Source organism: Kribbella sp. NPDC051137, assembly GCF_040682535.1.
In the GTDB taxonomy this organism is placed as follows: domain Bacteria; phylum Actinomycetota; class Actinomycetes; order Propionibacteriales; family Kribbellaceae; genus Kribbella; species Kribbella karoonensis.
Map to the genome: position 1 here is coordinate 1,204,925 of NZ_JBFBBI010000001.1, position 25,436 is coordinate 1,230,360.

At 71.2% G+C, this 25,436-nt stretch carries 22 protein-coding genes and 2 riboswitches; of the genes, 16 read left to right on the top strand and 6 right to left on the bottom strand.

Translation table 11 applies throughout. The features are described 5' to 3' along the window. Positions 1-732: 732 nt before the first annotated feature. The 3 genes from AB0M51_RS05680 to AB0M51_RS05690 are packed head-to-tail and all read right to left on the bottom strand — an operon-like array spanning position 733 to position 3,484. Complete coding sequence (locus AB0M51_RS05680; protein WP_363748201.1) at positions 733-1,599, bottom strand: NlpC/P60 family protein; 867 nt, start codon at positions 1,597-1,599, stop codon at positions 733-735. Beyond that, a complete protein-coding gene (locus tag AB0M51_RS05685) occupies positions 1,596-2,660 on the bottom strand; it encodes a dipeptide epimerase (RefSeq protein ID WP_363748203.1) in 1,065 nt (354 codons plus the stop codon). Before AB0M51_RS05685 ends, AB0M51_RS05680 begins: the two co-directional genes overlap by 4 nt. Next, positions 2,657-3,484 (bottom strand): serine hydrolase, encoded by an 828-nt coding sequence (locus AB0M51_RS05690; protein WP_363748205.1) that lies wholly within the window; start codon positions 3,482-3,484, stop codon positions 2,657-2,659. Before AB0M51_RS05690 ends, AB0M51_RS05685 begins: the two co-directional genes overlap by 4 nt. 43 nt (positions 3,485-3,527) lie before the next feature. Between AB0M51_RS05690 and AB0M51_RS05695 the strand changes: the two genes are divergently transcribed. The 15 genes from AB0M51_RS05695 (at position 3,528) to AB0M51_RS05765 (ending at position 21,979) form a co-directional block, all read left to right on the top strand. Then, on the top strand, positions 3,528-4,508 hold the full coding sequence (locus AB0M51_RS05695; RefSeq protein ID WP_363748207.1) for a cobalamin biosynthesis protein: 981 nt from the start codon (positions 3,528-3,530) through the stop codon (positions 4,506-4,508). Beyond that, positions 4,499-5,179, top strand: a complete 681-nt coding sequence (locus AB0M51_RS05700; protein WP_363748209.1) for a phosphoglycerate mutase family protein — start codon at positions 4,499-4,501, stop codon at positions 5,177-5,179. Before AB0M51_RS05695 ends, AB0M51_RS05700 begins: the two co-directional genes overlap by 10 nt. Next, entirely contained in the window at positions 5,170-6,138 is a 969-nt protein-coding gene (locus tag AB0M51_RS05705) for a DUF3500 domain-containing protein (protein WP_344196956.1), read from the top strand. Before AB0M51_RS05700 ends, AB0M51_RS05705 begins: the two co-directional genes overlap by 10 nt. Position 6,139: 1 nt before the next feature. Continuing rightward, positions 6,140-6,254: riboswitch (cobalamin riboswitch) on the top strand. Positions 6,255-6,286: 32 nt separating this feature from the next. Beyond that, positions 6,287-9,994, top strand: a complete 3,708-nt coding sequence (gene cobN / locus AB0M51_RS05710; protein ID WP_363748211.1) for a cobaltochelatase subunit CobN — start codon at positions 6,287-6,289, stop codon at positions 9,992-9,994. 12 nt (positions 9,995-10,006) lie between these two features. Next, on the top strand, positions 10,007-10,762 hold the full coding sequence (gene surE, locus AB0M51_RS05715; RefSeq protein WP_344196952.1) for a 5'/3'-nucleotidase SurE: 756 nt from the start codon (positions 10,007-10,009) through the stop codon (positions 10,760-10,762). A 7-nt stretch (positions 10,763-10,769) separates the two neighbouring features. Then, positions 10,770-11,636, top strand: coding sequence for an alpha/beta hydrolase (locus AB0M51_RS05720; RefSeq protein WP_344196951.1), 867 nt, complete (start codon positions 10,770-10,772; stop codon positions 11,634-11,636). Then, a riboswitch (cobalamin riboswitch) is annotated at positions 11,631-11,787 on the top strand. Its footprint overlaps the gene before it by 6 nt. Before the next feature lie 66 nt (positions 11,788-11,853). Then, positions 11,854-13,935, top strand: coding sequence for a putative cobaltochelatase (locus tag AB0M51_RS05725; RefSeq protein ID WP_344196949.1), 2,082 nt, complete (start codon positions 11,854-11,856; stop codon positions 13,933-13,935). Between the two features lies 1 nt (position 13,936). Then, complete coding sequence (gene cobO, locus AB0M51_RS05730; RefSeq protein ID WP_344196947.1) at positions 13,937-14,551, top strand: cob(I)yrinic acid a,c-diamide adenosyltransferase; 615 nt, start codon at positions 13,937-13,939, stop codon at positions 14,549-14,551. Continuing rightward, entirely contained in the window at positions 14,545-15,888 is a 1,344-nt protein-coding gene (locus AB0M51_RS05735; protein WP_344196945.1) for a cobyrinate a,c-diamide synthase, read from the top strand. The genes cobO and AB0M51_RS05735 overlap by 7 nt, the downstream gene beginning before the upstream one ends. After that, positions 15,885-17,258 (top strand): 5,6-dimethylbenzimidazole synthase, encoded by a 1,374-nt coding sequence (bluB, locus tag AB0M51_RS05740; protein ID WP_344196944.1) that lies wholly within the window; start codon positions 15,885-15,887, stop codon positions 17,256-17,258. Before AB0M51_RS05735 ends, bluB begins: the two co-directional genes overlap by 4 nt. After that, complete coding sequence (locus AB0M51_RS05745; RefSeq protein WP_344196942.1) at positions 17,255-17,851, top strand: hypothetical protein; 597 nt, start codon at positions 17,255-17,257, stop codon at positions 17,849-17,851. Before bluB ends, AB0M51_RS05745 begins: the two co-directional genes overlap by 4 nt. Positions 17,852-17,962: 111 nt before the next feature. After that, positions 17,963-19,102, top strand: coding sequence for a hypothetical protein (locus AB0M51_RS05750; protein WP_344196940.1), 1,140 nt, complete (start codon positions 17,963-17,965; stop codon positions 19,100-19,102). A gap of 2 nt (positions 19,103-19,104) precedes the next feature. Continuing rightward, complete coding sequence (locus AB0M51_RS05755; RefSeq protein ID WP_344196939.1) at positions 19,105-20,043, top strand: ABC transporter ATP-binding protein; 939 nt, start codon at positions 19,105-19,107, stop codon at positions 20,041-20,043. Next, entirely contained in the window at positions 20,030-21,118 is a 1,089-nt protein-coding gene (locus tag AB0M51_RS05760) for an ABC transporter permease subunit (protein WP_344196937.1), read from the top strand. The genes AB0M51_RS05755 and AB0M51_RS05760 overlap by 14 nt, the downstream gene beginning before the upstream one ends. A gap of 30 nt (positions 21,119-21,148) precedes the next feature. Next, positions 21,149-21,979: a putative RNA methyltransferase gene (locus AB0M51_RS05765; RefSeq protein ID WP_344196935.1), complete on the top strand. Its 831-nt coding sequence runs from the start codon at positions 21,149-21,151 to the stop codon at positions 21,977-21,979. Between the two features lie 49 nt (positions 21,980-22,028). Here AB0M51_RS05765 and AB0M51_RS05770 read toward each other — a convergent pair whose 3' ends face one another. Then, entirely contained in the window at positions 22,029-22,697 is a 669-nt protein-coding gene (locus tag AB0M51_RS05770) for an NAD(P)H-dependent oxidoreductase (protein ID WP_344196933.1), read from the bottom strand. A gap of 126 nt (positions 22,698-22,823) precedes the next feature. Between AB0M51_RS05770 and AB0M51_RS05775 the strand changes: the two genes are divergently transcribed. Continuing rightward, complete coding sequence (locus tag AB0M51_RS05775) at positions 22,824-23,372, top strand: MarR family winged helix-turn-helix transcriptional regulator (RefSeq protein WP_344196931.1); 549 nt, start codon at positions 22,824-22,826, stop codon at positions 23,370-23,372. Between the two features lie 8 nt (positions 23,373-23,380). Here AB0M51_RS05775 and AB0M51_RS05780 read toward each other — a convergent pair whose 3' ends face one another. Together AB0M51_RS05780 and AB0M51_RS05785 are read right to left on the bottom strand one after the other, a co-directional pair. Then, entirely contained in the window at positions 23,381-24,031 is a 651-nt protein-coding gene (locus AB0M51_RS05780) for a response regulator transcription factor (protein ID WP_344196929.1), read from the bottom strand. Between the two features lies 1 nt (position 24,032). Continuing rightward, positions 24,033-25,325, bottom strand: a complete 1,293-nt coding sequence (locus AB0M51_RS05785; protein ID WP_344196927.1) for a histidine kinase — start codon at positions 25,323-25,325, stop codon at positions 24,033-24,035. Between the last annotated feature and the right edge of the window lie 111 nt (positions 25,326-25,436).

A 25,436-nucleotide genomic window follows, 5' to 3' on the forward strand; every position in this document is an offset into this window, starting at 1 on the left:
ACACCCCGCCCTCGCTCCGCTCGGGCGGGGAAGCAAGAGGAGCACCCCACCCACCTGGGTGAGGTGCCCCTGCACTCACATCGGGTAGGACGGAGTAGTCCGCCCACCTGGGTGAGGTGCTTCTGTGCTTACACCGGGTAGGAGGGAGCACTCCACCCACCTGGGTGAGGTGCTCCTGCACTCACATCGGGTAGGACGGAGTAGTCGGCCACCTGGGTGAGGTGCTCCTGCGCTCACACCGGGTAGGAGGGAGCGCCCCACCCAACCCACCTGGGTGAGGTGCCCTTGAGCTCACACCGGGTAGGACGGTGTAGTCCGCCCACCTGGGTGAGGTGCTCCTGCGCTCACACCGGGTAGGAGGGAGCGCCCCACCCCACCCACCTGGGTGAGGTGCCCTTGAGCTCGCACCGGGCAGGACGGAGCACCCCACCCACCTGGGTGAGGTGCCCTTGAGCTCGCACCGGGCAGGACGGAGTAGTCCGCCCAGCTGGGTGAGTGCTTCTGCGCTCACACCGGGTAGGAGGGAGCGCCCCGCCCGACTGGGTGAGGCGTCCCGCGCGCTCAGTGGGTGATGGGGCGCCCCTCGCAGCGCTTGCGGCGGGGAGGAGCAACCTGACGCCAGCATGACGGGCGCCCATCCCTTCCACCCGCCCCGAGCGGAGCGAGGGGCGGGGGTCCTGGGGGTCGCCCGCGGCTTGGTGCGCGGTGGGGTGGGGAGGTGAGGGGCGCGGGTTAGAAGCGGGCGGCGGTGGTGAGGGTTTTGCGGCGGTCGGGGGTCAGGGGGGCGTTTTCGAGGAGTTTGCCGGTTTCGGAGGCGTGCAGCATGCCGGTAGGGGAGACGAAGCCCACGTGGTGGATCGGCTTGCTGTCCCGGGCGAAGAAGTACAGGTCGCCGGGACGGGCCTCGTCGAGGGGGATGTTGGGGAGGTCGGCGGCCTGGTCGTGGGCGTCGCGCGGGGTGCGGAGGCCGAGGACGCGGCTCACCGCGTGCACCAGCCCGGAGCAGTCCAGCCCGTACGCCGACGTACCGCCCCACAGGTACTCCAACCCGAGGAACTGCTCACCCAGACGCAATCGCTCGTCCGTGTCCGACGGCTCCGACACCGAACGCAGTACGGCGTCGCGCAACCAGCCGGACCCGCCGTCGGGTGTCGCCACCCGCGTGTGACCGTCGGCGTGCTCGATCGACGCGAGCACCGTCGCGAACGACAGCTCCGCGACCGGCTGCCCACCGGGCTCGGCCAGCAACGAGGCGGTCGGCACGGTGATTGCGACCGGGTCGGACGCGGCCGTCGGCAGCTCGCCCAGGTGGCTCGACGGCACCCAGCCCGGGTACCCGAGTTCGTCCTCCGACGAAGGCTGCCACGGCGCGAGGATCTCCGACCAGCCGTCGCGTTCCGAGCGCACCAGGACGGGCTCGGCGAACAGCAGCTGGGTCAGCGTCCGGCCGTGCAGGCCGAGGCGGGTCTCGGTGTCCATCGACTTCGCCCACGCGGCGACGTCGGGGTGTTCGGCGGTTGCCGGTGCGTCGATGTCACGTGGCGCGTCCGGCGAGGTCCAGACCGTGCTGACCGGGACCTTGGTGGCGGCTAACTTCATACCCTCAAGCCTGTCACGCCCAGTCCAGCGGCAGAAGGCAGGTGGATCAGCGAGCCCTCGTACCGGATGCCGCCGGTCACCGCCGGCTCGCGCAGCCACCACGCGGCGTCCAGGTCGTTGACCGCGGTCGTCGGGTACGCCGACACCAGCGCGGCCGCCGCGCCGACGCCGACGTGGCCCTCCATCATGCAGCCGACGATCGCGCCGATCCCGTGCTCGCGGGCCAGTTCGAGCAGCGTCCGCGCGGGGGCCAGCCCGCCGCACTTCGCCAGCTTCACGTTCACCAGATCGGCCGCACCCCGGCGGATCACGGCGACCAGGTCGCGCACGCCGTACACGGATTCGTCGGCGAGGATCGGCGTACCGACGCGGTCGGTCACCCACGCCATCCCGTCCAGGTCGGCGGCGGCGACCGGCTGCTCGACCAGCTCGATCGCGCAGCCGGCGTCCTCCAGCGCCCGGATCACGCTGACCGCGTCGCGCCGCGTCCAGCCCTGGTTGGCGTCCAGCCGCAGCTGGACGTCCGGCCCGATCGCGTCCCGCACCCGGCGGACCCGCTCGACGTCGCCGGCCGCGTCGGTACCGACCTTGATCTTGAGTACGTCGAACCCGTCCGCGACCCGCGCCTTCGCGGTGCCGGCCAGCGCGTCCGGATCGCCGACGGACAGCGTCATGTCGGTCCGTACGACGTCGACGGTCGAGCCGAGGAACCCGTGCAGCGTCTGCCCGCGGCGCCGGGCCGCGAGGTCGTGCAGGGCGACGTCGACCGCGTCCTTGGCGCCGAAGTTCCCGACGACGGCGCCCTGCACCCGGCGGAGCGCCTCGGTGAGGTCGTCCGGGCCGAGCCCGTCGAGCGCGGCGCTGATCGGGCCTTCGATGCAGGCCTTCGCACCGGCGAGCGAGTCGCCGGTCACCTTCCAGACCTGCGGCGCCTCGCCCCATCCGCTCAGCGAGCCGTCATTGATCTCCACGAGCAGTGACTCCGCGTGGGTGGCGGTCCGGAGCGCGGTGACGAACGGCGTGTGCAGCGGCGCCGACACCAGATGCGTCGTGAGCTTCACCGCACCGCCTCCAGGTCGTGCCGGTGGTTCCACGCCTCGAGCGCGATCGACGCGATCAGCTGCTGCGCCTCGCTGTCCGGCAGGTCGGACGTAGTACACACAACCAGGACGAACGGGTCGGCGTCGGACGGGCGCACGATGCCGCCGTCGTGCCGGATCCGGGTGTCCCAGCCGTTCTTGTGCTCGACCCGGGTCCCGGCCGGCAGCTTGGCGGGGATCTCGCCGTTCCACTGGTTGCCGGCCAGCAGGTCGCGCAGGTAGTCGCCGGCGGCACCGTCCTGGTTGCCCACCGCAACGAGTACGCCGGCCAGCCCGGCCGGGCTCATCAGGTTGCTGATCCCGGCCCGCTGCGCGGCCGTGTCGTCGATGCCGCGCTGGATCTTGGACGCGGGCTCCGGCGACGACGCCAAGGCGGACCCGGCGAGGACCGCGTGGGCCGCGTCGGCACCGACCTGTTCGAGGACGAGATCGGTGGCGAGGTTGCTGGAGCGGGTGATCATCTCGGTGGCCAGCCAGCCGAGCGGGACCTGCTCGCCCATCCGCGACCAGGTGGCGGGCGCCTCGTCCTCGTCCGGGTTCACCCCGAACCGGCCGCCGGCCGCGGACGCGAAGTCGTTGTGCACGGTCACCGGCCGGTCGAGCGCGAGTTCACCGGCCTCCACCTTGCGCATCATCGCCATCGCCACCGGCAGCTTCATCGTGCTCGCGGAGTAATGCGGCCGCTCCGCCTCGTGCACGAACACCGGTACGCCGTCCAACCGGCCCAGCCAGACCCCGAACTCCCCGCTCCCGTCCACCTTCGAGAGCAGCTCAGCGATTCCCATGCGGTCACCCAATCACAGCCGCCCACCTGGCAGACTTCCCAGGGTGTCCCGTGCGCTAGGCATCCTCCTGGGCTTCACCGCCGACCGCCTTCTGGGCGACCCGCGCCGCTACCACCCCGTGGCCGGCTTCGGCCGTACGGCGTCCAGCCTCGAATCCCGGATGTACGCCGACTCACGCGTCAACGGGGCCGCCCACACAGCGCTGCTCGTCGGTGCGACAACAGCTCTGGGCATCGCGGCCGAGCGAATCACCCGCAACCATCCGCTCCTGCACACTGCGGCAACTGCCGCCGCCACCTGGGCCGTCCTCGGCGCCCGCAGCCTGGAACGCGAAGCCGCGACGATGGCGACCCTGCTGGAGGAGAAGGACATCCCGGGCGCCCGCGATCGCCTCAGCCACCTGTGCGCGCGCGACGCGACTGACCTGGAGGCCGACGAGCTGGCCCGCGCGACGGTCGAGTCGATCGCCGAGAACACGTCCGACGCGTGCGTGGCGCCGCTGTTGTGGGGCGGGGCGTTCGGCGTACCCGGGCTGCTCGCGTACCGCGCGGCGAACACGCTGGACGCGATGGTCGGGTACCGCTCGCCGAAGTACGAGAACTTCGGGTGGGCGGCGGCGCGGCTGGACGACGTACTCAACCTGCTACCCGCGCGGGCGTGCGCGCTGCTGACCGGGCTGACGTCGGGGCGGCCTGCGGAATCCCTCCGGATCTGGCGGCGAGACGCCCGCAAACACCCGAGCCCGAACGCGGGACCGGTCGAGGCGGCGTTCGCCGGAGCACTCGACCTGACGCTGGGCGGCACCAACGACTACGGAACGTACGTCGAGAACCGCGGCACGCTCGGCGACGGCCCGCCACCCACAGTCCCGGACATCCGCCGCACGGCCGACCTCGCCGGACGAGTCGGTCTGGCGGCCGCCGCCGTCGCGGCACTCACCGCACTGCTCACCCGCCGCCCCGGACCCACCTCCCGACCCGCGCAGCGGGGTGGAACCGGCAGCAGGGGGACGAGATGGGTTTAAGTCACCGGCCGTTGCGGATCGCGCTGATCCGGCACGGCGAGTCCGAGGCAAACCTGGACAAGACGCTTTTCGAACGGATGCCGGACCACGCGATCCCGCTCACCGCGCGCGGGCACGAACAGGCGGCCAAGGCTGGGAGGCAGTTGCGCGAGCTGTTCGAGAACGAGCCGGTCCGGGTGTACGTCTCGCCGTACCTGCGGGCCCGGCAGACGCTGGACTCGCTCGGTCTCGACGACCTGATCGGTCCGGCCCGGGAGGAGCCGCGGCTGCGCGAGCAGGACTGGGCGAACTTCCAGGACACCGAGGACATCGAGCGGCAGCGCAAGCTCCGCGACTCGTTCGGGCACTTCTACTACCGGTTCACGCACGGCGAGTCCGGGTCGGATGTGTACGACCGGGTGTCGACGTTCCTGGAGACGATGCACCGCGACTTCGAGGCACCGGACGCACCGAAGAACGTGCTGCTGGTCTCGCACGGGCTGACCATGCGGCTGTTCTGCATGCGCTGGTTCCACTGGTCGGTCAACTTCTTCGAGTCGCTGCGGAACCCGGAGAATGGGGAAACACGCGTCCTGCTGCGGCAGGCCGATTTCCGGTACAAGCTGGACCGGCCGTTCGAGCAGTGGGCGCCCTACCAACCGACGGACTTGGAGCGATCGGCATGGTTGTAGAGCAGACGCGGGACGCGGTACTCGACCTGCTGGCGAGCCTCACGCCCGCGCAGCTCGGCAAGATCCGGGCGCCGTTCGACATCCCGGAGCACAAACAGTGGACGTACCTGCCCGGCCCGGTGCCGGGCCTCGCGCTGACCGAGCTGACCCCGGTGCAGCAGAAGCTCGCCGAGCGGCTGGTCGCGATCGGGTGCAGCGAGCGCGGTACCGGCGACGTCTGGGCGGTCCTGGACGCCGAGATCATCGTCCGCGGGATTCCGGACCTGCCGCCGTCGGGGGAGTGGGAGGGCTCGGTCGTCGGCGATCGGTACTTCCTCCGGGTGCTGGGTGACCCGTCCGGGACGGACCCGTGGGCCTGGCGGCTGAACGGCCACCACCTGGCGATCCACGTCACGCTGATCGACGGCGCGATCTCCTTCACCCCGCAGTTCCTCGGCTCGAACCCTGCCGAGGTACTGACCGGCCCACAGACCGGACGTCGGTTCTTGGCTGCTGAACAGGACCTGGGCTTCCAGTTGCTCCACGCGCTGGAGCCGGGCCAGCTCGAGGTTGCACTGGTCTCACCTGATGCTCCCGACGACATCCTGACCCGCCACGACCCGGTCGCCGACGCGTCGCTGCTGCACCGCGGGCTGCCGTACGGCGACATGAACGAACAGCAGCGCCAGCTCCTCAGCCTGCTGATCGGCCAGTACGTCGGCCGCGCCGCCGGCCCGATCGGCCTGCAGACCTGGCAGGACATCACCGAGCACGGCATCGAGAACCTGAGTTTCGCCTGGGCCGGCGAAACGACTCCCGGCATCGGCCACCGCCACTACTACTCGATCGCGGGCCCCACGTTCCTCGCCGAGTACGACAACACCCAGGACAACGCCAACCACATCCACTCCGTGTGGCGTGACCTCCGCAACGACTGGGGCACCGACCTCCTAGCTGCCCACTACGCCATGCACCGCTAGAGTCAACCGCGTCAACCGACGGCATCAGCAGGAACCCGGTGTGAGTCCGGGGCGGTCCCGCCACTGTGACCCCGTGTAGGGGGAGTCAGGAACTGCCGCCGTCGTACCTGTAGCTGGGGCGTGGATACCCCGGGAAGGACATGTGCGCGTGGCTGCGAATCTGCTGTTGCTGTCTACTGCCGACACCGATCTGCTGGCTGCCGCGGAGGCGGGCGCGGGGTGGGCGGTCGCCAACCCGGCCAGGCTGGAGCTCGCTCAGCTGGGTGAGCTGCTCGACGGCGCCGACGTGGTTGTGGTGCGGCTGCTCGGCGGGCGGCGGGCCTGGGAGGACGGGCTGGACGCGGTGCTCGCGGCCGGGAAGCCGGCGGTCGTCGTCAGCGGGGAGGCGGCGCCGGACGCTGAGCTGATGTCGCTGTCGACCGTGCCGGCCGGTGCGGTCACCGAGGCGCTCGCCTACCTGCGCGAGGGCGGCGCGGACAACCTCCGGAACCTGGCCGGGTTCCTGCGGGACACCCTGTTGCTGACCGGCGACGAGTTCGAGCCGCCGCGCGCGCTCCCGGCGTACGGCGTCCGTGGGGCGTACGTCGAGGACGATCGGCCCGTCGTCGGGATCGTGTACTACCGCGCGCACCAGATCTCCGGGAACACCGCGTTCGTCGACGCCCTGGCCGCCGCGGTGGCCGACGCCGGAGCGCAGCCGCTACCGGTGTACTGCGGGACGCTGCGCGGGCTCGACCCGGCCGGCGACGAGAACGCCGGGCTGTTCGACCTGCTCCGGAAGTGCGACGTACTCGTGACGACATTGCTCGCCGCCGGTGGATCGGTCGCGGCGAACGCGAGCGCCGGCGGGGCGGACGACGCCTGGGACGCGGGTGCGCTGGCATCGCTCGACATCCCGTTGATCCAGGGGCTGGCGCTGACCTCGACCCGCGAGCAGTGGCTGGAGAGCGACGCGGCCGTGAGCCCGCTGGACGCGGCGACGCAGGTGGCGATCCCGGAGTTCGACGGGCGGCTGATCTCGGTGCCGTTCTCGTTCAAGTCGTACGACGCCGACGGGCTCGCGCGGTACGCACCGGACGCGGAGCGGTGCGCCCGGCTCGCGGGGATCGCGGTCGCCCATGCCCGGTTGCGGCACGTGCCCGCGGGCGAGAAGCGGCTCGCGCTGGTGCTCTCGTCGTACCCCACCAAACATGCGCGGATCGGGAACGCGGTCGGCCTCGACACCCCGGCGTCCGCGGTCCAGCTGCTCGGCCGGCTGGAAGCGGCCGGGTACGACCTCGGCGGGCTCGACCTGAGCGAGCTGCAGGGGGCGGACGGCGCCGACGGACTGATCCACCGGCTGATCGCCGCCGGTGGGCACGACGCGGACTGGCTGACCGACGAGCAGCTGGAGAACGCGGTCGCGAAGGTGCCGCTGTCGACGTACGCACAATGGTTCGGGCGTACGCCGGAATCGTTGCAGACGGCAATGACCGAGGCATGGGGTGCGGCACCGGGTGAGCTGTACGTCGACCACTCGGGTGCCGAGCCGGCGATCGCGCTGGCCGCCTTGCGGTTCGGGAACGTGGTGCTGATGATCCAGCCGCCGCGCGGGTTCGGCGAGAATCCGGTGGCGATCTACCACGACCCGGACATGGCGCCGTCGCACCACTACCTGGCGGCGTACCGCTGGCTGGAGGCCTCCCCGGAGGAGGGCGGCTTCGGCGCGCACGCCGTCGTCCATCTGGGCAAGCACGGGACGCTGGAATGGCTGCCGGGCAAGGGGATCGGGATGGCGGCCGACTGCGCGCCGGACGCGGTCCTCGGGAACCTGCCGATGGTGTACCCGTTCATCGTCAACGATCCCGGCGAGGGCACGCAGGCGAAGCGGCGGGCGCACGCGACGGTCGTGGACCACCTGGTGCCGCCGATGGCGCGGGCCGAGACGTACGGCGACATGGCGAAGCTCGAGTACCTGCTGGACGAGTACGCGACGGTGTCGGCGCTCGACCCGGAGAAGGTGCCGACGTTGCGGGCGCAGATCTGGACGCTGATCCAGGCAGCGCAGTTGCACCACGACCTGCACACGTCGGACAAGCCGTCGGACGAGGAGTTCGACGAGTTCGTGCTGCATCTGGACGGGTATCTGTGTGAGATCAAGGACGTGCAGATCCGGGATGGGTTGCACGTACTGGGCGGTGCGCCGACCGGCGAAGCACGCGTCAACCTGGTCCTCGCCGTACTGCGGGCCGGGCAGCTGTGGGGTGGTTCGTACTCGATCCCGGGGCTGCGGACCGCGTTGGGCGAGGCGTTCGGGGTCGACGAGGCCGCGTTGCTGGCAGATCCGGGGGCAGTTGCCGAGCTTGCCGAGCTCGCGACGCTCGCCGACCTGCCCGCGGTGAGCGGCGCGGACGGGGTGGATCTGCTGGAGGCCGTCGCGCGGAAGCTCGTCCTCGGGATGGAAACGCTCGGGTGGGACGAGACGAAGGTTCCGGTGGTCGTCAGCGAGGTGCTGGGCCGGGACTGCCCGGAGGTCGAGCGGTCGCTGACGTTCGCGGCGACCGAGGTCGTGCCTCGGTTGGGCCGGACCGGGGACGAGTTGGCGAACGTGCTGCGGGCGCTGGACGGGCGGTTCGTGGAGGCCGGGCCGTCGGGGTCGCCGACCCGGGGCCTGGTGAACGTGCTGCCGACCGGGCGGAACTTCTACGCGGTCGACCCCAAGGCGATTCCGAGCCGGAACGCGTGGGACGTCGGTGTCGCGCTGGCCGACTCGCTGCTCGCCCGGCACCAAGCGGAGACCGGGGAGTACCCGCGGTCCGTCGGGCTGACGATCTGGGGTACGTCGGCGATGCGGACGCAGGGCGACGACCTGGCCGAGGTGCTCTGGCTGCTCGGGTGCCGTCCCGTCTGGGACGAGGCGTCCCGGCGGGTGACCAGCTTCGAGGTCGTCGGGCTGGAGGAGCTGGGCCGGCCACGGATCGACGTGACGATCCGGATCTCCGGGTTCTTCCGGGACGCGTTCCCGCACGTGGTCGCGCTGCTCGACGAGGCCATGCGTACGGTCGCCGGCCTGGACGAGCCGCCGGCCGCCAACTTCCTGCGCGACCACGTCCAGCAGGACGTTGCCGCAGGCAACGACGTACGGCAGGCGACGGCCCGGGTGTTCGGCTCCAAGCCCGGCTCGTACGGCGCCGGCCTGCTGCCGCTGGTCGACGCCCGGAACTGGCGCACCGACGCGGAGCTCGCCGAGGTGTACGCCGTCTGGGGCGGGTACGCGTACGGCAAGGACCTCGACGGCGCGGAGGCCCGCGGCTCGATGGAACGCGCGTACGCCCGGATCCAGGTCGCGGCCAAGAACGCCGACACCCGCGAGCACGACATCATGGACTCCGACGACTACTTCCAGTACCACGGCGGCATGATCGCGATGGTCCGGCACCTGACCGGCGCGAACCCGAAGGCGTACGTCGGCGACTCGGCGGTCCCCGCGCAGGTGAAGACGCGGACGCTCGAGGAGGAGGCGAAGCGGGTGTTCCGCGCGCGGGTGGTGAACCCGCGGTGGATGGCGGCGATGCGGCGGCACGGGTACAAGGGCGCGTTCGAGATGGCGGCGACCGTGGACTACCTGTTCGGGTACGACGCGACCGCGGGGGTGGTGGACGACTGGATGTACGAGTCGCTGACCACCGAGTACGTCGCGGACCCGGAGATGGCGGAGTTCTTCCGGAAGTCGAACCCGTGGGCCCGGCACGGCATCGCGGAACGGCTGCTGGAGGCGGCGCAGCGCGGACTCTGGGCGGAGCCGTCCGACGAGGCACTGGAGACGCTGCGGAGTGCAGTCCTTGAGACGGAGGGTGACATCGAGGACCGCGCCTGATTGGGTAAACGTATGCCACGGGTCTTGATCACGAACGACGACGGTTACCTCGCACCCGGGATCCGGGCGCTCGCACCGGCGATCGCCGAGCTCGGGTACGACGTACTCGTGGTCGCGCCGCTGCTCGACGAGAGCGGTGTCGGATCGGCCCGCGCCGGGATGGTGGGCCGGCCGATCCGGACCGTGTCGGACGAGGAGAACGGCGTCACGTACGTCGGGATCGAGGGGACGCCCGCGGGCGCGGTGACGCTGGCGGTCCTCGGTGCGTTCGGGCCGGTGCCCGATCTGGTGCTGTCCGGGATCAACCGCGGGCTCAACATCGGCGACTCGATCTTCCACTCCGGCACCGTCGCGGCGGCGCTCACCGCGTCCGGCTACGGTACGTCGGCGGTTGCCGTCAGCATCGACTCCGAGGACCCGCGGCACTGGCCGACCGCGGCGGCCGTCGCGGCCGAGGCACTCGGCTGGGTCGAGTCCGAGCCGGCCGGCACGGTCCTGACGATCAACGTGCCGGACCGCCCGCTGGACCAGTTGGCCGGTGTCCGGCACGCGTCGCTGGCCCCGCTGAAGCGCTCCCGCCTGATCGGCACCACCGGCCCGGGCGGCGAGCCGATGATCGCGCTCGAACCGCCGCGCCCGAACCCGATCCCCGGCACCGACGAGGCGTTGCTGGCCGAGGGATTCGTCACAGTGACACCGATCGTCGGCATCCGCGAGGTCGCCGACGACGACGCCGCCACTGCCCTCGCCAAACGACTCACCCGCTGAGCCACCGATGAAGCTCAGCACCGCGGAGTACGGCGCCCCGGACGCGCCGCCCTTGCTGTTCATCCACGGCCACGGCGGCGGGTATCACTACCAGCGCTGCCAGGCAGACCTGCTCGCTCACGACCTGCGGCTGATCGCGCCGGACCAGCGCGGCGTGCTGCGGACTCCGCTGCCTCCCGGTGAGACCGTGAGCCTCGACCTGCTGATCGCGGACTTCGAGGAGTTGCGGGCGGACCTGGGCATCGAGCGGTGGACGATCCTCGGCCACTCGGCCGGCGGCAACTACGCGGTCGAGTACGCGATCCGGCATCCGGACGCGGTGAACGCGGTGATCTTCGACTGCCCGTGCTGGGACTTCGACGCGAACGACCGTCATCGCCTGCCGATCTTCGCCCGGTTGTACGACGAGCTCGGTGACACCGAGGCGGCGGACCGGTGCCGCGAGCTGGCCGCCCTACCGCGGCGGCTGACGCCGGCCGACGGCAGTGTCGAGCTGGCCTTCGGGCTGGGCGAGCGGTTCCAGGACCTGTCGTTCCACGATCCGTCGCGGCGGGCCGAGTTCTTCGCGCTCGGGGAGCAGGGCGGGTTCAGCGACGAGGAGTGGGCGCGCGGGAACAGCCACCTGGTCACGCTCGACGAGCTCTACACCTCGAAGCTCGAGCGGCTGGCGTTGATGCCGCAGCCGAGTCTGCTGATCGAGGGCGTGGACGACCTGGCCACCGACCCGGTGTCCGTCCGGACCTATCGCGAGACGGTCCCGCGCGGGCGGACCGTCACGTTCGAGCGCTCCGGTCATTTCCCGCACTTCGAAGAAGCAGTCCGGTACGCCGCGGTGGTGCGGGCCTTTGTCCTGGAGGTCACACAACGCCCGTGACAGCTACCCGGCAGCTCCGTGGCATGATCGGGGCGACGGTTGTGGAGGAACACCGGTGCGAGTCCGGGGCGGTCCCGCCACTGTGACCAGGTCTGTGCGGTTCTGACAGAGCCTGGAAGCCAGGACATCCGCGGTCGTCCGCCGGACCCGCACGTGCGGTCCCGGCGTACCAGCCGTAGCGGGCGTGGACACCCGCTCGACGAAAGGGCGACCGCTGATGCGGGCTGCAGTGCCGAACTCTTTCCCCTTCACCGCGGTCGTCGGGATGGACGAGCTCCAGCTCGCGCTGGTCCTGGCCGCGATCTCGCCGGCGATCGGCGGGGTCCTGATCCGCGGCGAGAAGGGTACGGCGAAGTCGACCGCCGTCCGGGCGCTGACCGAGATCCTGCCGCCGCTGGACGTCGTACCGGGCTGCCGCTTCTCCTGCGACCCGGAGCGGCCGGACCCGACGTGCCCCGACGGTCCGCACGCGGGGGAGTCCGGCACTGCTCAGGACGTGAGCGCCGGGCACGTGGCCGGTGGGCGGGCTGTGCGTCCCGCTCGGTTGGTGGAGTTGCCGGTCGGGGCCACCGAGGACCGGGTGCTCGGGTCGCTGCACCTGGAGAAGGCGCTCGCCGAGGGCGTCACGGCGTACGAGCCGGGGCTCCTCGCGGCCGCGCACCGCGGGCTGCTGTACGTCGACGAGGTCAACCTGCTGCACGACCACTTGGTCGACGTACTGCTGGACGCCGCCGCGATGGGCCGGGCGACGGTGGAACGGGACGGGGTGTCGGTCACGCATCCGGCGCGGTTCGTGCTGGTCGGCACGATGAACCCGGAGGAGGGCGAGCTGCGGCCGCAGCTGCTCGACCGGTTCGGGCTGACCGTGGACGTGGTCGCCAGCCGGGATCCCGCCGTACGGGTCGAGGTGATGCGGGCGCGGCTCGGGTACGAGGCGGACCCGGACGGGTTCGTGGCCCGGTACGACGGCCCGCAGCGGGAGCTGGCGGAACGCATCGTGAAGGCGCGCGACCTGCTGCCCGAGGTGATCCTGACCGACGCGGCACTGCGGCAGATCGCGGAGATCTGCGCCTCGTTCGACGTGGACGGGATGCGCGCCGACCTGGTGACCGCTCGTACGGCGGTGGCGCATGCCGCCTGGTCGGGTCGTACGGTCGTCGAGGTCGAGGACGTCCGCGCCGCCGCCAAGCTCGCGCTGCCGCACCGGCGGCGTCGGAACCCGTTCGACGAACCCGGTCTGGACCAGCAGCAGCTGGAAGAAGCCATCAACAACAGCACCCCACCCGACGAGGACCCGGACCCCGACGGTTCGGGCGGCCCCGGTGGAGCCGGAGGACCGGGCGGACCCGGCGGAGGAGCAGAGCCCGCCGACGGCGACTCGGACCCCACGAACGGCGCCGCCGAGCCGAGCGTGCACGAGAGCGCGCACCGCGAAGCGGCCGAGCCGGGCGTCAACGCGGGCGGGCAGCGCGAGGACGTGGTTGCGAGTACGGCGCCGTACAAGGCCCGGTTGTTGAGTGTTTCTGCTGCTGGGGCCGGGGTGGCCGGGCGGCGGTCGCGGGCGTTGACCGAGGTGGGGCGGGTCGTGGGGGAGCGGGCCCGGGTCGGGCGGGAGTCCGGGCGGCCGCATGTGCTGGGGACGGTGCGGAGCGCGGCGCCGTACCAGAAGGTTCGGGGCCGCAGCGGACCTGGGCTGGTGGTGCGCGCGGACGACGTGCGGCTCGCGGTCCGCGAAGGACGTGAAGGCAACCTCGTGCTGTTCTGCGTCGACGCATCCGGCTCGATGGGGACCAAGAAGCGCATGGTCGAGGTGAAGACCGCGATCGTCTCGCTCCTGCTGGACGCGTACCAGCGCCGCGACACGGTCGGCCTCGTCACGTTCGCCGGCCCGGAGGCGACGGTCGCGCTCCCGCCGACGGGCAGCGTCGAGACCGCCGTACGGCGCCTCGAATCGCTCCCCACCGGCGGCCGTACCCCGCTCGCCGAAGGCCTCCTGCGAGCCGCCGACGTACTGCGGATCGCCGCCGTCCGGGACCCCCGCCGACGCCCGCTCCTCGTGCTGGTCACCGACGGCCGCGCGACGTACGGCGACAACGCGTTCGCCCGCGCCCGGCAGGCGGCCGGTCAGCTCGCGCAGCGCGGGATCGCCACCGTCGTGGTCGACTGCGAACCGCGTCGCGGCGTCCGGCTCGGCCTCGCCGCGGAGCTCGCGGCCGATCTCGGTGCGGAGTACCTCGACCTCGGAGACGTTGCCGCCGGCAACCTCATCCGCACGGTCACCGAACGGAAGGCGGCCTGAGATGCCGAAGGGACAACCGGTCGCCGTACCGGAGGACGGTCTCACCACCCGCCAGCGCCGCAACCGGCCGCTGCTGATGGTGCACACCGGCGCGATGAAGGGTAAGTCGACGGCCGCGTTCGGGATGGCGTTGCGGGCCTGGAACCAGGGCTGGAACATCGGGGTCTTCCAGTTCGTGAAGAGCGCCAAGTGGAAGGTCGGCGAGGAGACCGCGTTCAAGGCGCTCGGCTCGGTGCACGAGGCGACCGGGCAGGGCGGGCCGGTCGAGTGGCACAAGATGGGCGAGGGCTGGAGCTGGTCGCGCAAGGCCGGCACCGAGGAGGACCACGCCGCCGACGCACTCGAGGGCTGGCGCGAGATCCAGCGCCGGCTGGCCGCGGAGACGCACGACCTGTATGTGCTGGACGAGTTCACGTACCCGATGAAGTGGGGCTGGATCGACGTCGACGAGGTCGTCGAGACGCTGACCGGGCGGCCGGGCCGTCAGTACGTCGTGATCACCGGCCGCGACGCGCATCCGAAGCTGCTCGCGGCCGCGGACCTGGCCACCGAGATGACCAAGCTGAAACACCCGATGGACACCGGCCAGAAGGGCCAGAAGGGCATCGAGTGGTGATCCCGCGGGTGGTGGTCGCCGCGCCGTCGTCGGGCGCGGGGAAGACGACGGTCGCGGTCGGGTTGATGGCGGCACTGCGGCGGGCCGGGCACACGGTGGCCGGTTTCAAGGTCGGGCCGGACTACATCGATCCCGGGTTCCACGCGATCGCCACCGGCCGGCCGGGACGCAACCTCGACCCGATGCTGTCCGGGGAGGAACGCATCGCGCCGCTCTTCGCCCACGGCTCCGCCGGCGCGGACCTGGCCGTCGTCGAGGGGGTGATGGGGCTGTACGACGGTGCGCTCGGCACGGAAGGTTTCTCGTCCACCGCGCACGTCGCGAAACTCCTCGCGGCACCGGTGATCCTGGTGGTGGACGCGTCCGCGGCCGGCCGCAGCGTCGGGGCTGTCGTACAGGGTTTCGTTGCCTATGACACCGAAGTACGGATCGTCGGCGTGATTCTCAACAAGGTCGGCTCCGACCGCCACGAGGCCGAAGTACGCGCGGGGGTGGCACCCACCGGCGTACCCGTCCTGGGTGTCCTCCGTCGGGACACCCGCCTGACCGTCCCCAGCCGCCACCTGGGCCTGGTGCCCGCCGGCGAACAGCGGACCCAGGCAGAGGACGCGGTAGCCGCCGCAGCAGAACTCGTCCACCAAGGCGTGGACCTCGAAGCAGTAGCGGCCACAGCCCAAGCCGCCCCACCCCGGCAAACCACCCCGTGGATCCCGAACAGCCCCGCGGCAGTTCTCGGGCGGCGGCCGGTGATCGCTGTTGCGGGTGGTCCGGTGTTCTCCTTCCACTACACCGAGACGACCGAGCTCCTGACCGCGGCAGGCGCCGAGGTGGTGACCTTCGACCCGCTGATGGACAAGTTGCCCGAAGCAACCGCCGGCCTGTACCTCGGCGGCGGCTTCCCCGAACTGCACGCCGAAGCCCTGTCCGCGAATGCCGGCCTCCGTGAACAGGTGGCGACCGCAGTATCGGACGGCCTCCCCGTGATCGCCGAGTGCGCCGGCCTCCTCTACCTCTGTCGCGAGCTCGACGGCCACGAGATGACCGGCGTACTCCCGGCAACCGCCACCATGACGCCGCGCCTCACCCTCGGCTACCGTACGGCGGTCGCCGCCGCCACGACGGCGTTCTTCGACGAGGGCCGCCGGGTCCGCGGCCACGAGTTCCACCGGACCGCGATCACGCTCGACCAGGACGTCCGTCCCGCCTGGCACCTCCCGACGGGCACCGAAGGCGTCACGCTCCCACACGTGCACGCGTCGTACCTGCACCTGCACTGGACCGCCACCCCGGACGTCCCGGCCCGCTTCGTCGCGGCCGCCCGCGAGTACGCCGGATGAGCCTCGTCGTCGGAGTGGGCCTCCGATCCGGTACGCCGTACGCCGAACTCGCCGCCGCCGTCGCAGCGGCCGTGCAGGACCTCCCCGGCGAGGTCCGCCTGCTTGTCACCCTCACCGGCCGCGAATCCGAACCCGCCCTGCGGCAGTTGGCGGATCACCTGCACGCCGAACTGCGTACCTTCACAGCAGGTGAGCTCGCCGACCAGCCGGCCCCGACCCCGAGCGCCCAGGTCGCCCACCTGAAGACCACCCCCAGCGTCGCCGAAGCGGCCGTGCTGGCGACCGGCGCCGAACTCTTGGTCCCCAAGCACAAGACCCCCAACACCACCATCGCAGTAGGCCGGCTGCCAGCCGCGGCGACCTCGGGCCGAGCCGGCTACGACGTGCGGGAGCGTGAGGTCGTGCAGCGGGTGATTGCCGAGCGGCGGGACGTGCGGCGGGGTTTCCTCGACGTGCCGATCGACGGCGAGGCGCTGACGCGGGTACTCGAGGCGGCGCACCGGGCGCCGAGTGTGGGGCTCAGCCAGCCCTGGGACTTCCTGCTGATCCGGGACGTCACGACCCGGCGGAAGGTACACGAGTTGGCGAGCCGGCAGCGTGACGCGTTCGCGCGATCGCTTCCGGAGCAGCGCCGGCAGAAGTTCGACGGGCTGAAGATCGAGGCGATCCTCGACACCCCGCTGAACATCGCGGTGACCTGCGACCCGGGTCGCGGCGGCCGGCACGTACTCGGCCGGCACGCCGACCCGCGGACCACCTGGTTCTCCGCCGCGATCGCGATCCAGAACCTCTGGCTGGCCGCCCGCGCCGAGGGGATCGGCGTCGGCTGGGTCTCGTTCTTCGGCCCGGACGAGGTCGCGGAAGTGCTCGGCCTCCCGCCCCACGTCGAGCTGATCGGCTACCTCTGCGTCGGGTACGTCGACGAGTTCGCGCCGGCGCCCGAACTGGTCCGATCCGGCTGGGCCGAACGTCGCCCGCTGTCCTGGGCGATCCACCACGACGAGTGGGGCCGCCGCGACACGTCGATCGTCGACGACGCCCGGCACGCCGCCCAGAACGCCGTACGTGCGGCTGGCCAACGCATCCACGTGATCGTCGGCGGCGACGCCGAAGACCTCCGACAGCAGGAGTCGCTGGTCATCGATCTCGGCAGCACCAGACCCGACCACGACTTCGGCGTACTCTGGCGCCCCGCCCGTACCCCCGAGGAAGCTGAGGAGTACGGCGTCGAGATCGCGCGGGACCTCGCCCTGCAAGGCGCAGGCCACCTTCAGGTGCGACTGGCAACGGACGAGCCGAACGCGAAAGCACTGGCGGAAGGACTGATGGCCGGTGCGTCGGCCTCCGGTCTGACACACTCCTGCGCATGAGTCAGCCGATGTACGTTCCCGCGTTCTCGATGAAGCAGCGGATCACGATGATGGCGAACAAGTACGAGCTGATCGCCACCAACCCGGACGGGAGTGACGGGCCGCTGCTCGCCTTCGCGCAGCAGAAGCGGATGGCGTTCAAGGAGCAGGTGACGTTCTACACCGACGACACCAAGTCCCAGCCGGTGTTCTCGTTCAAGGCCCGTAAGACGATCGACCTCGGCTCCGGGTACGACGTGTACGACGCGAACGGGCAGGCGATCGGCTGTTTCAAGAAGGAGTTCGGCAAGAGCCTGCTCCGGTCGAGCTGGCAGCTCAGCGCGCCGGGTGTCGACGCGGACGGCACCGAGCGCAACCCGACGGTCGCGGTCGTGCGCCGGGTCTGGGAGTTCGTCCCGATCGTGGGGGAGATCCCGCTGCCGTTCGTCTTCCACTTCGATTTCACTGCCCGGGACACGCAGCAGCCGGTGCTGTCGGTGGAGCGGAAGATCTCGGTCCGGGACCGCTACCGGATCACCGTGCAGGACCAGCGCCTGGACTTCCGGGTCGCGGCCGCGATGACGGTCGCGCTGGACGCTTTGCAGTCCCGCTGAGACGTTTCTGAGGCCGGCGTACTACCAGGGTCGTACACCGGCCTCACTCTTTCGGGTGAACCTGCCCCGAGGGGCCTTGGTTCCGTCGGCACGCAGTGCGAGTCTGTATTCATGGGCGTAGCGCAGCGCAACAGACGATGGTTGGTTCCGGTCACGGCGGTTGCCGTGGTGGCAGGGGTGGGGGCACTCGGTCCGGTGGTCGCGGACGCCTCGCCGAAGCTGCCGAGCATCACCGCGCAGGATCTGCTCACCAAGGTGCAGACCGCGAAGGTGGACGGCTTCAGTGGCACGGTCAGTTCGAGCGCGGATCTGGGGCTCCCGGCGATCCCGGGGATGTCCGGCCGCGGCAGCAGCCAGCTCACCGAGATGCTCAGCGGTCAGCACACCGCGCGAATCGCGTTCGCGTCCCCGGACAAGGCCCGGGTGTCGGTGCTCGACAACCAGGCCGAGCGGGTCTGGACGACCGACGGCACGTCGGCCTGGGCGTACGACTCGGCCAGGCGTGAGGCGACCAAGCTGACGCTGCCCGCCCACCAGAACGCCAAGCCGGAGAAGACGGCGCCCGGGAAGATGCCGCAGAACTACAACCCGCAGGACGTGGCCAAGCAGTTCCTGGCCGCGATCGACCCGACCACCGCGGTCCAGGTCAGCGGGACCGAGAAGGTCGCCGGCCGGGACGCGTACAAGCTGCGCCTGGTGCCGAAGACCGACAAGACGACGGTCGGCTCGGTGACGCTGGCGATCGACTCGAAGACCTGGGTGCCGCTGGACGTGACCGTGATGCCGCGCAGCGGTGGCAACCCGGCCGTCGAGCTGGGCTTCACCTCGGTCTCGTTCGACGTACCGTCCGCGAGCACGTTCACGTTCACCCCGCCGAAGGGTGTGAAGGTCACCGACCAGAAGGTGCCGTCGAAGGTCGCGCCGAAGCAGATCGCCCCGAAGCAGGTCACGCCGCCGCGGAACGTGTTGCCGCGCAAGTCCGGGACGCCGGCTGACAAGCCGACCGTGATCGGGACCGGCTGGGACAGCGTCGTGATGATCAAGGGCGGCGCGCAGACCGCAGGCCTGACCGGGAACGGTCAGCTCGCGCAGCTGCTCGCGAAGGCGCCGACCGTGCAGGGCTCCTGGGGCAAGGGCAAGGTGCTGACCAGCAAGATGGTGAGTGTGCTGATCACGGACGACGGCCGGGTGTTCGCCGGTCTGGTTACTCCGGACACCCTGCAGGCCGCCGCGGCGAAGGCCCCGCGCTGAGCATGACGAGTGGAGCACCGGTCGTCACCCACGGGTTGACCAAGCGGTTCCGCAGCGGCCAGATCGCGGTGGACGCCGTCGATCTGGAGGTGCCGGCCGGTAGCGTGTTCGGCTTCCTCGGCCCGAACGGGTCGGGGAAGACCACCACGATCCGGATGCTGCTGGGCCTGATCGCGCCGACGTCCGGGTCGGTCGAGCTGCTCGGCGAGTCGATGCCGAAGGCGCACCTGCAGGTGCTGCCGCGGGTCGGCGCGCTGGTCGAGGGCCCGGCCTTCTACCCCTTCTGGACCGGTCAGGCGAACCTGCTGCGCTTCGACGCCGCGGACCGGACGGCAGACCCGAAGACCCGCAAGGCGCGCGCCGGGGAGGCGCTGGAGCGGGTCGGGCTGTCGAACGCGGCCGGCAAGAAGGTTCGCGCGTACTCACTCGGCATGCGGCAGCGGCTCGCGATCGCGGTCGCGCTGATGCAGCGCCGCGAGCTGCTGGTGCTGGACGAGCCGACGAACGGCCTGGACCCGCAGGGCACCCGCGAGGTCCGGCACCTGATCCGCGAGCTGGCGAGTGACGGTACGACGGTGTTCACGTCGACGCACCTGCTGGCCGAGGTCGAGCAGGTCTGCACGCACGCCGCGGTGATGAGCCGCGGGAAGCTGCTCCGGCAGTCCACGGTGGCGGATCTGCGGGCGGAGCTCCGTCCCCGGCTGGTCGTGCGTACGCCGGATCTCACCCAGGCGGCGGAGACGCTGCAGGGTCTCGGTGTGACGGATCTGAAGACCACCGAGGAGACCGTCGAGGGCGACCCCGGCGACCTCCCGATCGAGAAGTTCGCGGCCGCCCTGGTCGCGGCCGACGTCCGCATCCACGGCTTCGGCCTGGAACGCCCGAGCCTGGAGGACGCGTTCGTGGCACTCACCGGGGAGGGCTTCGATGTCGCCGAGTGAACCCACAACCACCCCACCCCCCAACCCCGCCGCGCCGCCGGCCACCAACCCCGCGACGACGCGGGACCCCGACCCCACGGTGACGCCGGGCGCCGACGCCGCGGTGACGCGGGACGCCGACGCCGCGGTGACGCGGGACGCCGACGCCGCGGTGACGCGGGACGCCGACGCCGCGCTGACGCGGGACGCCGAGCCGACGGGCGCAGAGCCGACGGTGGCGTCGGGAGCTGGAGTGGTGACGGCGGGCTCCGGGGGGCCGAGTGCGGGGCGGCATACGGTGGCGTTGTTCGGGTCCGAGTTGCGGCTGGTGTTCGGGCGGGCGCGGACCCAGGTCGGGCTCGCCGTACTGGCCGCGGTCCCGTTGCTGATCGGGATCGCGATCAAGCTCTCCGGCACCGACGGCGGCACCGAGGGGTTCCTCGGGCAGATCGCCGGAAACGGACTGTTCCTGATCGTCGGCAGCCTCGGCCTGTCGATGCCGTTCTTCCTGCCGACCGCGGTGACCGTGGTCTCCGGTGAGTCGCTGGCCGGCGAAACCAGCCTCGGCACGCTGCGCAACCTGCTCGTGGCGCCGGCCGGGCGATCCCGGCTGCTCGCCGCGAAGATGGTCGCACTCGTCGTCTTCTGCTTCGCCGCGACGATGGTGATCTGGATCTCCGGGCTGATCGTCGGCTTCGTGCTGTTCCCGGTCGGCGACGTGCTGCTGCTGTCCGGCTCGACCGTCTCACTCGGTGAAGGCCTGCTCCGGGCGCTCGGGATCGCGGTGGTGATCGCGCTGTCGCTGCTCGGCCTGGCCGCGATCGGCCTGTTCGTGTCGTCGCTGACCTCGACGCCGCTGGCCGCGATGGCGGCGACGTTCGGCACGTTCGTCATCCTCGGGATCCTGACCGCGATCCCGCAGTTGCACGCGATCCACCCGTGGCTGCTGGTCTACCGCTGGCAGTCGTTCGCCGACCTGCTCCGAGATCCGCCGTACTACCACGACATCCTCCGCAACCTCCTGCTCCAGGCCGGCTACGTCGTCGTCTTCTACACAGCCGCCTGGGCAAGAATCACCAGCCGGGACATAACTTAGTGGTCCGCACCGTCCGGGATACTGGGCCAGGTGGATTCAGACCTAGTCGCCGTACTGCGTTGCCCGGTCTGTGCGGACTCGCTCGTGTTGGACGGTCGTACGGCGCGTTGTTCGCGCGGGCATGCGTACGACCTGGCCAAGCAGGGGTACCTGAACCTGTTGCCCGCGGCGTCGAACGGGATCGAGGGTGACTCGGCCGCGATGGTCGGCGCGCGGACGGTGTTCCTCGGCACCGGCCACTACGCGGCGATCCGGGACGCGCTGATCCTCGCGGCCGCGCTCGGCGACGACGACCTGGTCGTCGAGGTCGGCGCGGGTACGGCGTACTACCTGGCCGGCGTCCTCGGCCTGTCGGAGCACCGGCGCGGCATCGCCCTGGACGTGTCGAAGTACGCCGCGCGCCGGGCCGCGAAGGCCGATCCGCGGATCGCGTCCGTGGTGTGCGACGCGTGGCGTGAGCTGCCGCTCGTCGACGGGTCCGCGCAGCTGCTGCTGAACGTGTTCGCGCCTCGCAACGCCCGCGAGATGGCGCGTGTGCTCGCGCCGGACGGCCGGCTGCTCGTGGTCACGCCGAACCAGCAGCATCTTGCCGAACTGGTCGACGTACTCGGGATGGTCAGCGTCGACGAGCAGAAGGAGCGCCGCCTGGAGGAGTCGCTCAACGGCGAGTTCACCCGGACCGGCAGCGAGCTGGTCGAGGAGGTCATGTCCCTCGACCGGACGGCCGTTGAGCAGTTGGTGCTGATGACGCCGAGCGCCCGGCACCTGAACTACCGCGAACTGCTGCAGCGGATCGCGGTACTGCCGGAACCCTCGATCGTCACGTTGTCGGTCACGCTGTCGACCTGGGAGCCGTCCTGACAGCAGAGTGACGCCGGCTCGAGCACGGCATCACTGAGCTCACCTCAGATCAGGCTGCCTTGCCGATCAGTTCGCGGGCGACGGTCGTTCCGTGCTTGTCGGCCTCGACGTGGGCCTCGGACTCGGAAACCTTGGAGGCGTCGATCAGCCCCTCCATCCCGGGGGTGACCGGGGCCAGTGTGAGTTCGGCGGCCGCGGTCCGGATGTTCATGCCGTAGACGTCGCCGAAGATCCGCTCGAGGTACGGCGTGGCGTGGTCCCAGCCGTCCTTCGGCGTACCCGGGCCGTAGCCGCCGCCGCGGGCCAGCGCGAAGATCGCCGGGCGGCCCTTCAGCTGACCGCTGCCGGAGAGCTCGCGGTCGATCAGCAGCACGTCGATCCAGGTCTTGACGTTCTGCGCGATGCCGTAGTTGTAGAGCGGTACGGCGAGCAGGACGGCGTCGGCTTCCCGGATCTCGGCCACCAGTTCGGCCGCGAGCGCCTGGGCCTCGGCGAGCGCCGCGCGGTCGTCCCCGGTCACGGCCTCCTGGCCGAGAACCTGGGCCCGGGCCAGCGTCGGCCACACGGTCGAGGGGAGTGGGTGCTGTCCGAGGTCACGCCGTACCACGACACCGTCCGGGTGCTCCGCCTTCCAGGCGGCCTCGGCGCTGTCCGCCAGCGCGCGGGACACCGAACCCTCCAGCCGGATGCTGGCGTCGACGCGTAGCAGGGTGCTCATATCTGTCTGTCTCCATCGAGTTGAGGGGGGCGAGCTCGGTTGAGCTGCTTCGAAGATAATCTGTGAAGCAGAACATATTCAAGTCAGATCGTATTCCGGGTGGTGTACGCCACGTAGGATGGAGGCATGTCCAGTACTCCGGCCGACGTCGCCGCCCGCGGAGCGCGGGGGATCGAGCCCCAGAGCGCCGGTGGTGCGCCCGTGGAGGCCGATCTCGGCTGGGCGCTGGGCGTGCTCTTCCGGCAGTACGCGAAGGCGTCCGCGGCGGCGCTGGAGGGCCTGCCCGGCGGCCCGCGCGGGTATCAGGTGCTGGCGACGACCAGCTCCGAGGGCCCGAAGCGGCAGCTGGACCTGGCCGCGCAGCTCGGCGTCGACCGAACCGTGATGACCTATCTGCTGGACGACCTGGAGAAGGCCGGCCTCGTGCAGCGCCGCCCGGACCCGGCCGACCGCCGGGCGCGGCTGATCGCGCCGACCGAGCAGGGCCACGAGGTGATGTGCGACCTGGAGCGGCGGCTGCGCGCTACCGAGGACCACATGCTCGGCATCCTCGACGAGTCCGAGCGCGCCAGCTTCCGGATGCTGCTGCAGCGGCTCGCGATGACGGCCAACGCCATCGACCCCCTGCACAACGCCTGCACGCTCGCTGAGGCCGACGACCCCGCCCAGACCTAGGACCTGCCCTAGTGCAGCGGCACGAAGCCTGACTCGTACGCTCGGATCACGGCCTGCGTGCGGTCGCGGGCGTTCAGCTTGGAGAGCACGTTCGCGACGTGCGTCTTGACGGTCTGCAGGCCGAGGATCAGCTCGGTGGCGATCTCGGCGTTCGACAGCCCGCGCGCCATCAGCCGCAGCACCTCCTGCTCGCGCTCGGTCAGCTGGTACTCGCCGAGCCCGCTCGGCGCCGGCGTACCGGCGTGCGCGAGGGCCAGTGCGCGGATCGCCTGCGGGAACAGCAGCGACTCGCTGCGCGCGACGGTCCGGATCGCCGCGACGATGTCGTCCGGCGGTGTCCGCTTGAGCAGGAACCCGGACGCGCCCGCGCGGAGTGCGTCGTACACGTAGTCGTCGTTCTCGAACGTGGTGACGACCAGCACCCGCGGCGCCGGGTCGAGGCTGTCGAGCAGCAGCCGGGTCGCCTGGATGCCGTCCACCGCGGGCATCCGGACGTCCATCAGCACGACGTCGGCACCGGTACGGCGGACCAGCGGGAGCACCTCCGCGCCGTCGCCGGCCTCGCCGACGACCGTGAGGTCCTCCTCGGCGTTGATGATCGCGCGCAGCCCGCTGCGGATCAGCGGCTCGTCGTCGACGACGACCACGGACAGGTTCATCTCATCCCTTCGTCACGTTCACCGGCAGCTGTACGGCGAGTTTCCAGCCCGGGCCGTCGGGACGGCTGACCGGTCCGGCGTCGACGGTGCCACGCAGTACGGCGACTCTTTCACGGATCCCGGCCAGCCCGCGGCCGCCACCCGAGTGGTCGGACCGGCCGCTGACCGGGTTGGCCACGATCAGCTCGAGCCCGGACGTGTCCAGGCAGATCGAGAGCTGGACGGCGAGGTCGCCGGCCGGGCGGCCCGCGTGCCGGATCGCGTTGGTCAGGCCCTCCTGGATGATCCGGTACGCCTCCCGGGACACCGCGGCGGGCAGCTGCTCCAGGTCGCCGTGGTGCTCGACCTCGACCGTGATGCCGCCGGCCCGGGTCGCCTCGACCAGCCGGTCCAGGCCGCCCAGGGTGGCCTGCGGCGACGTACGGGAACCGGAGCGGCGGTCGTCGCGGAGCAGTCCGAGGACGTGGTCGAGGTCCGCGAGCGCCGCCCGGGCGGACGTCTCCATCGCGGCCAGCGCGGTCTCGGCGAACTCGGGATCGCTGGCCAGCACGCGCCGGGCGGCCGCGGCCTGGATGGTGACCAGGCTGAGGGCGTGCCCGACACTGTCGTGCAGCTCCCTGGCCAGACGGTTGCGCTCGGCAAGCGTCGCGGTCTGCTTCTCCAGCAGTTCGATGCGCTCCGCGGCGGTCGGGCCGAGGACCCGCGGTGCCACGTACGCCAGCAGTGCTCCGACCGCGGACGAGAGCAGGAACAGTACGACGAGCCCGCCGATCGCGGCCGCAGGCATCCACAGGTCGGTCCAGTCGCCGCGCACGTCGTACGACCAGCCGGGCACGACGTCGTGCGGACCGGTCGAGCGGAACGGCGCCGACAGCCAGACCGCGCCGAGCCCGAACACAAAGGTGCTGAGGACGCCGATCACGCCGCCGGCCAGCAGGTGCAGGCAGAACCAGGCCGTCGTACGGCGGCGTTGCGCCCAGGTCCGTGCCGGGCCGAGCGGCCGCTCCTCGAACCGCACCGCGAGCAGCGACTCGACCGCGATGCCCTCGACCTCGCGGACCGCGGGGAGCAGTCCGAGCACCAGCGGCGGCACCAGCCCCAGCACCACGTAGAGGGTGCCGGTGGCAACTTTCGGCAGGCCGAGGCCGGAGACCACGGCACCGAGCGCGCTGTCGACCAGGATGAACGCCAGCACCAGCGCGGCGCCGAGCAGCAGGTACACCCAGCGCAGGTAGGTCGACGGACGCCACAGGCAACCGATCGCCCGCCACACCCGTCCCGCCGTCGTTCTCACCGTCACATCGTGTCAAAGCCGGGGGACCGCCACCTCCCTCCCCGGAGTGAGCACGCGGGAAACCGGCCGCCGACGTGGTCTGGGTCACCCGGAAAGTTGAGGGTTTACGCA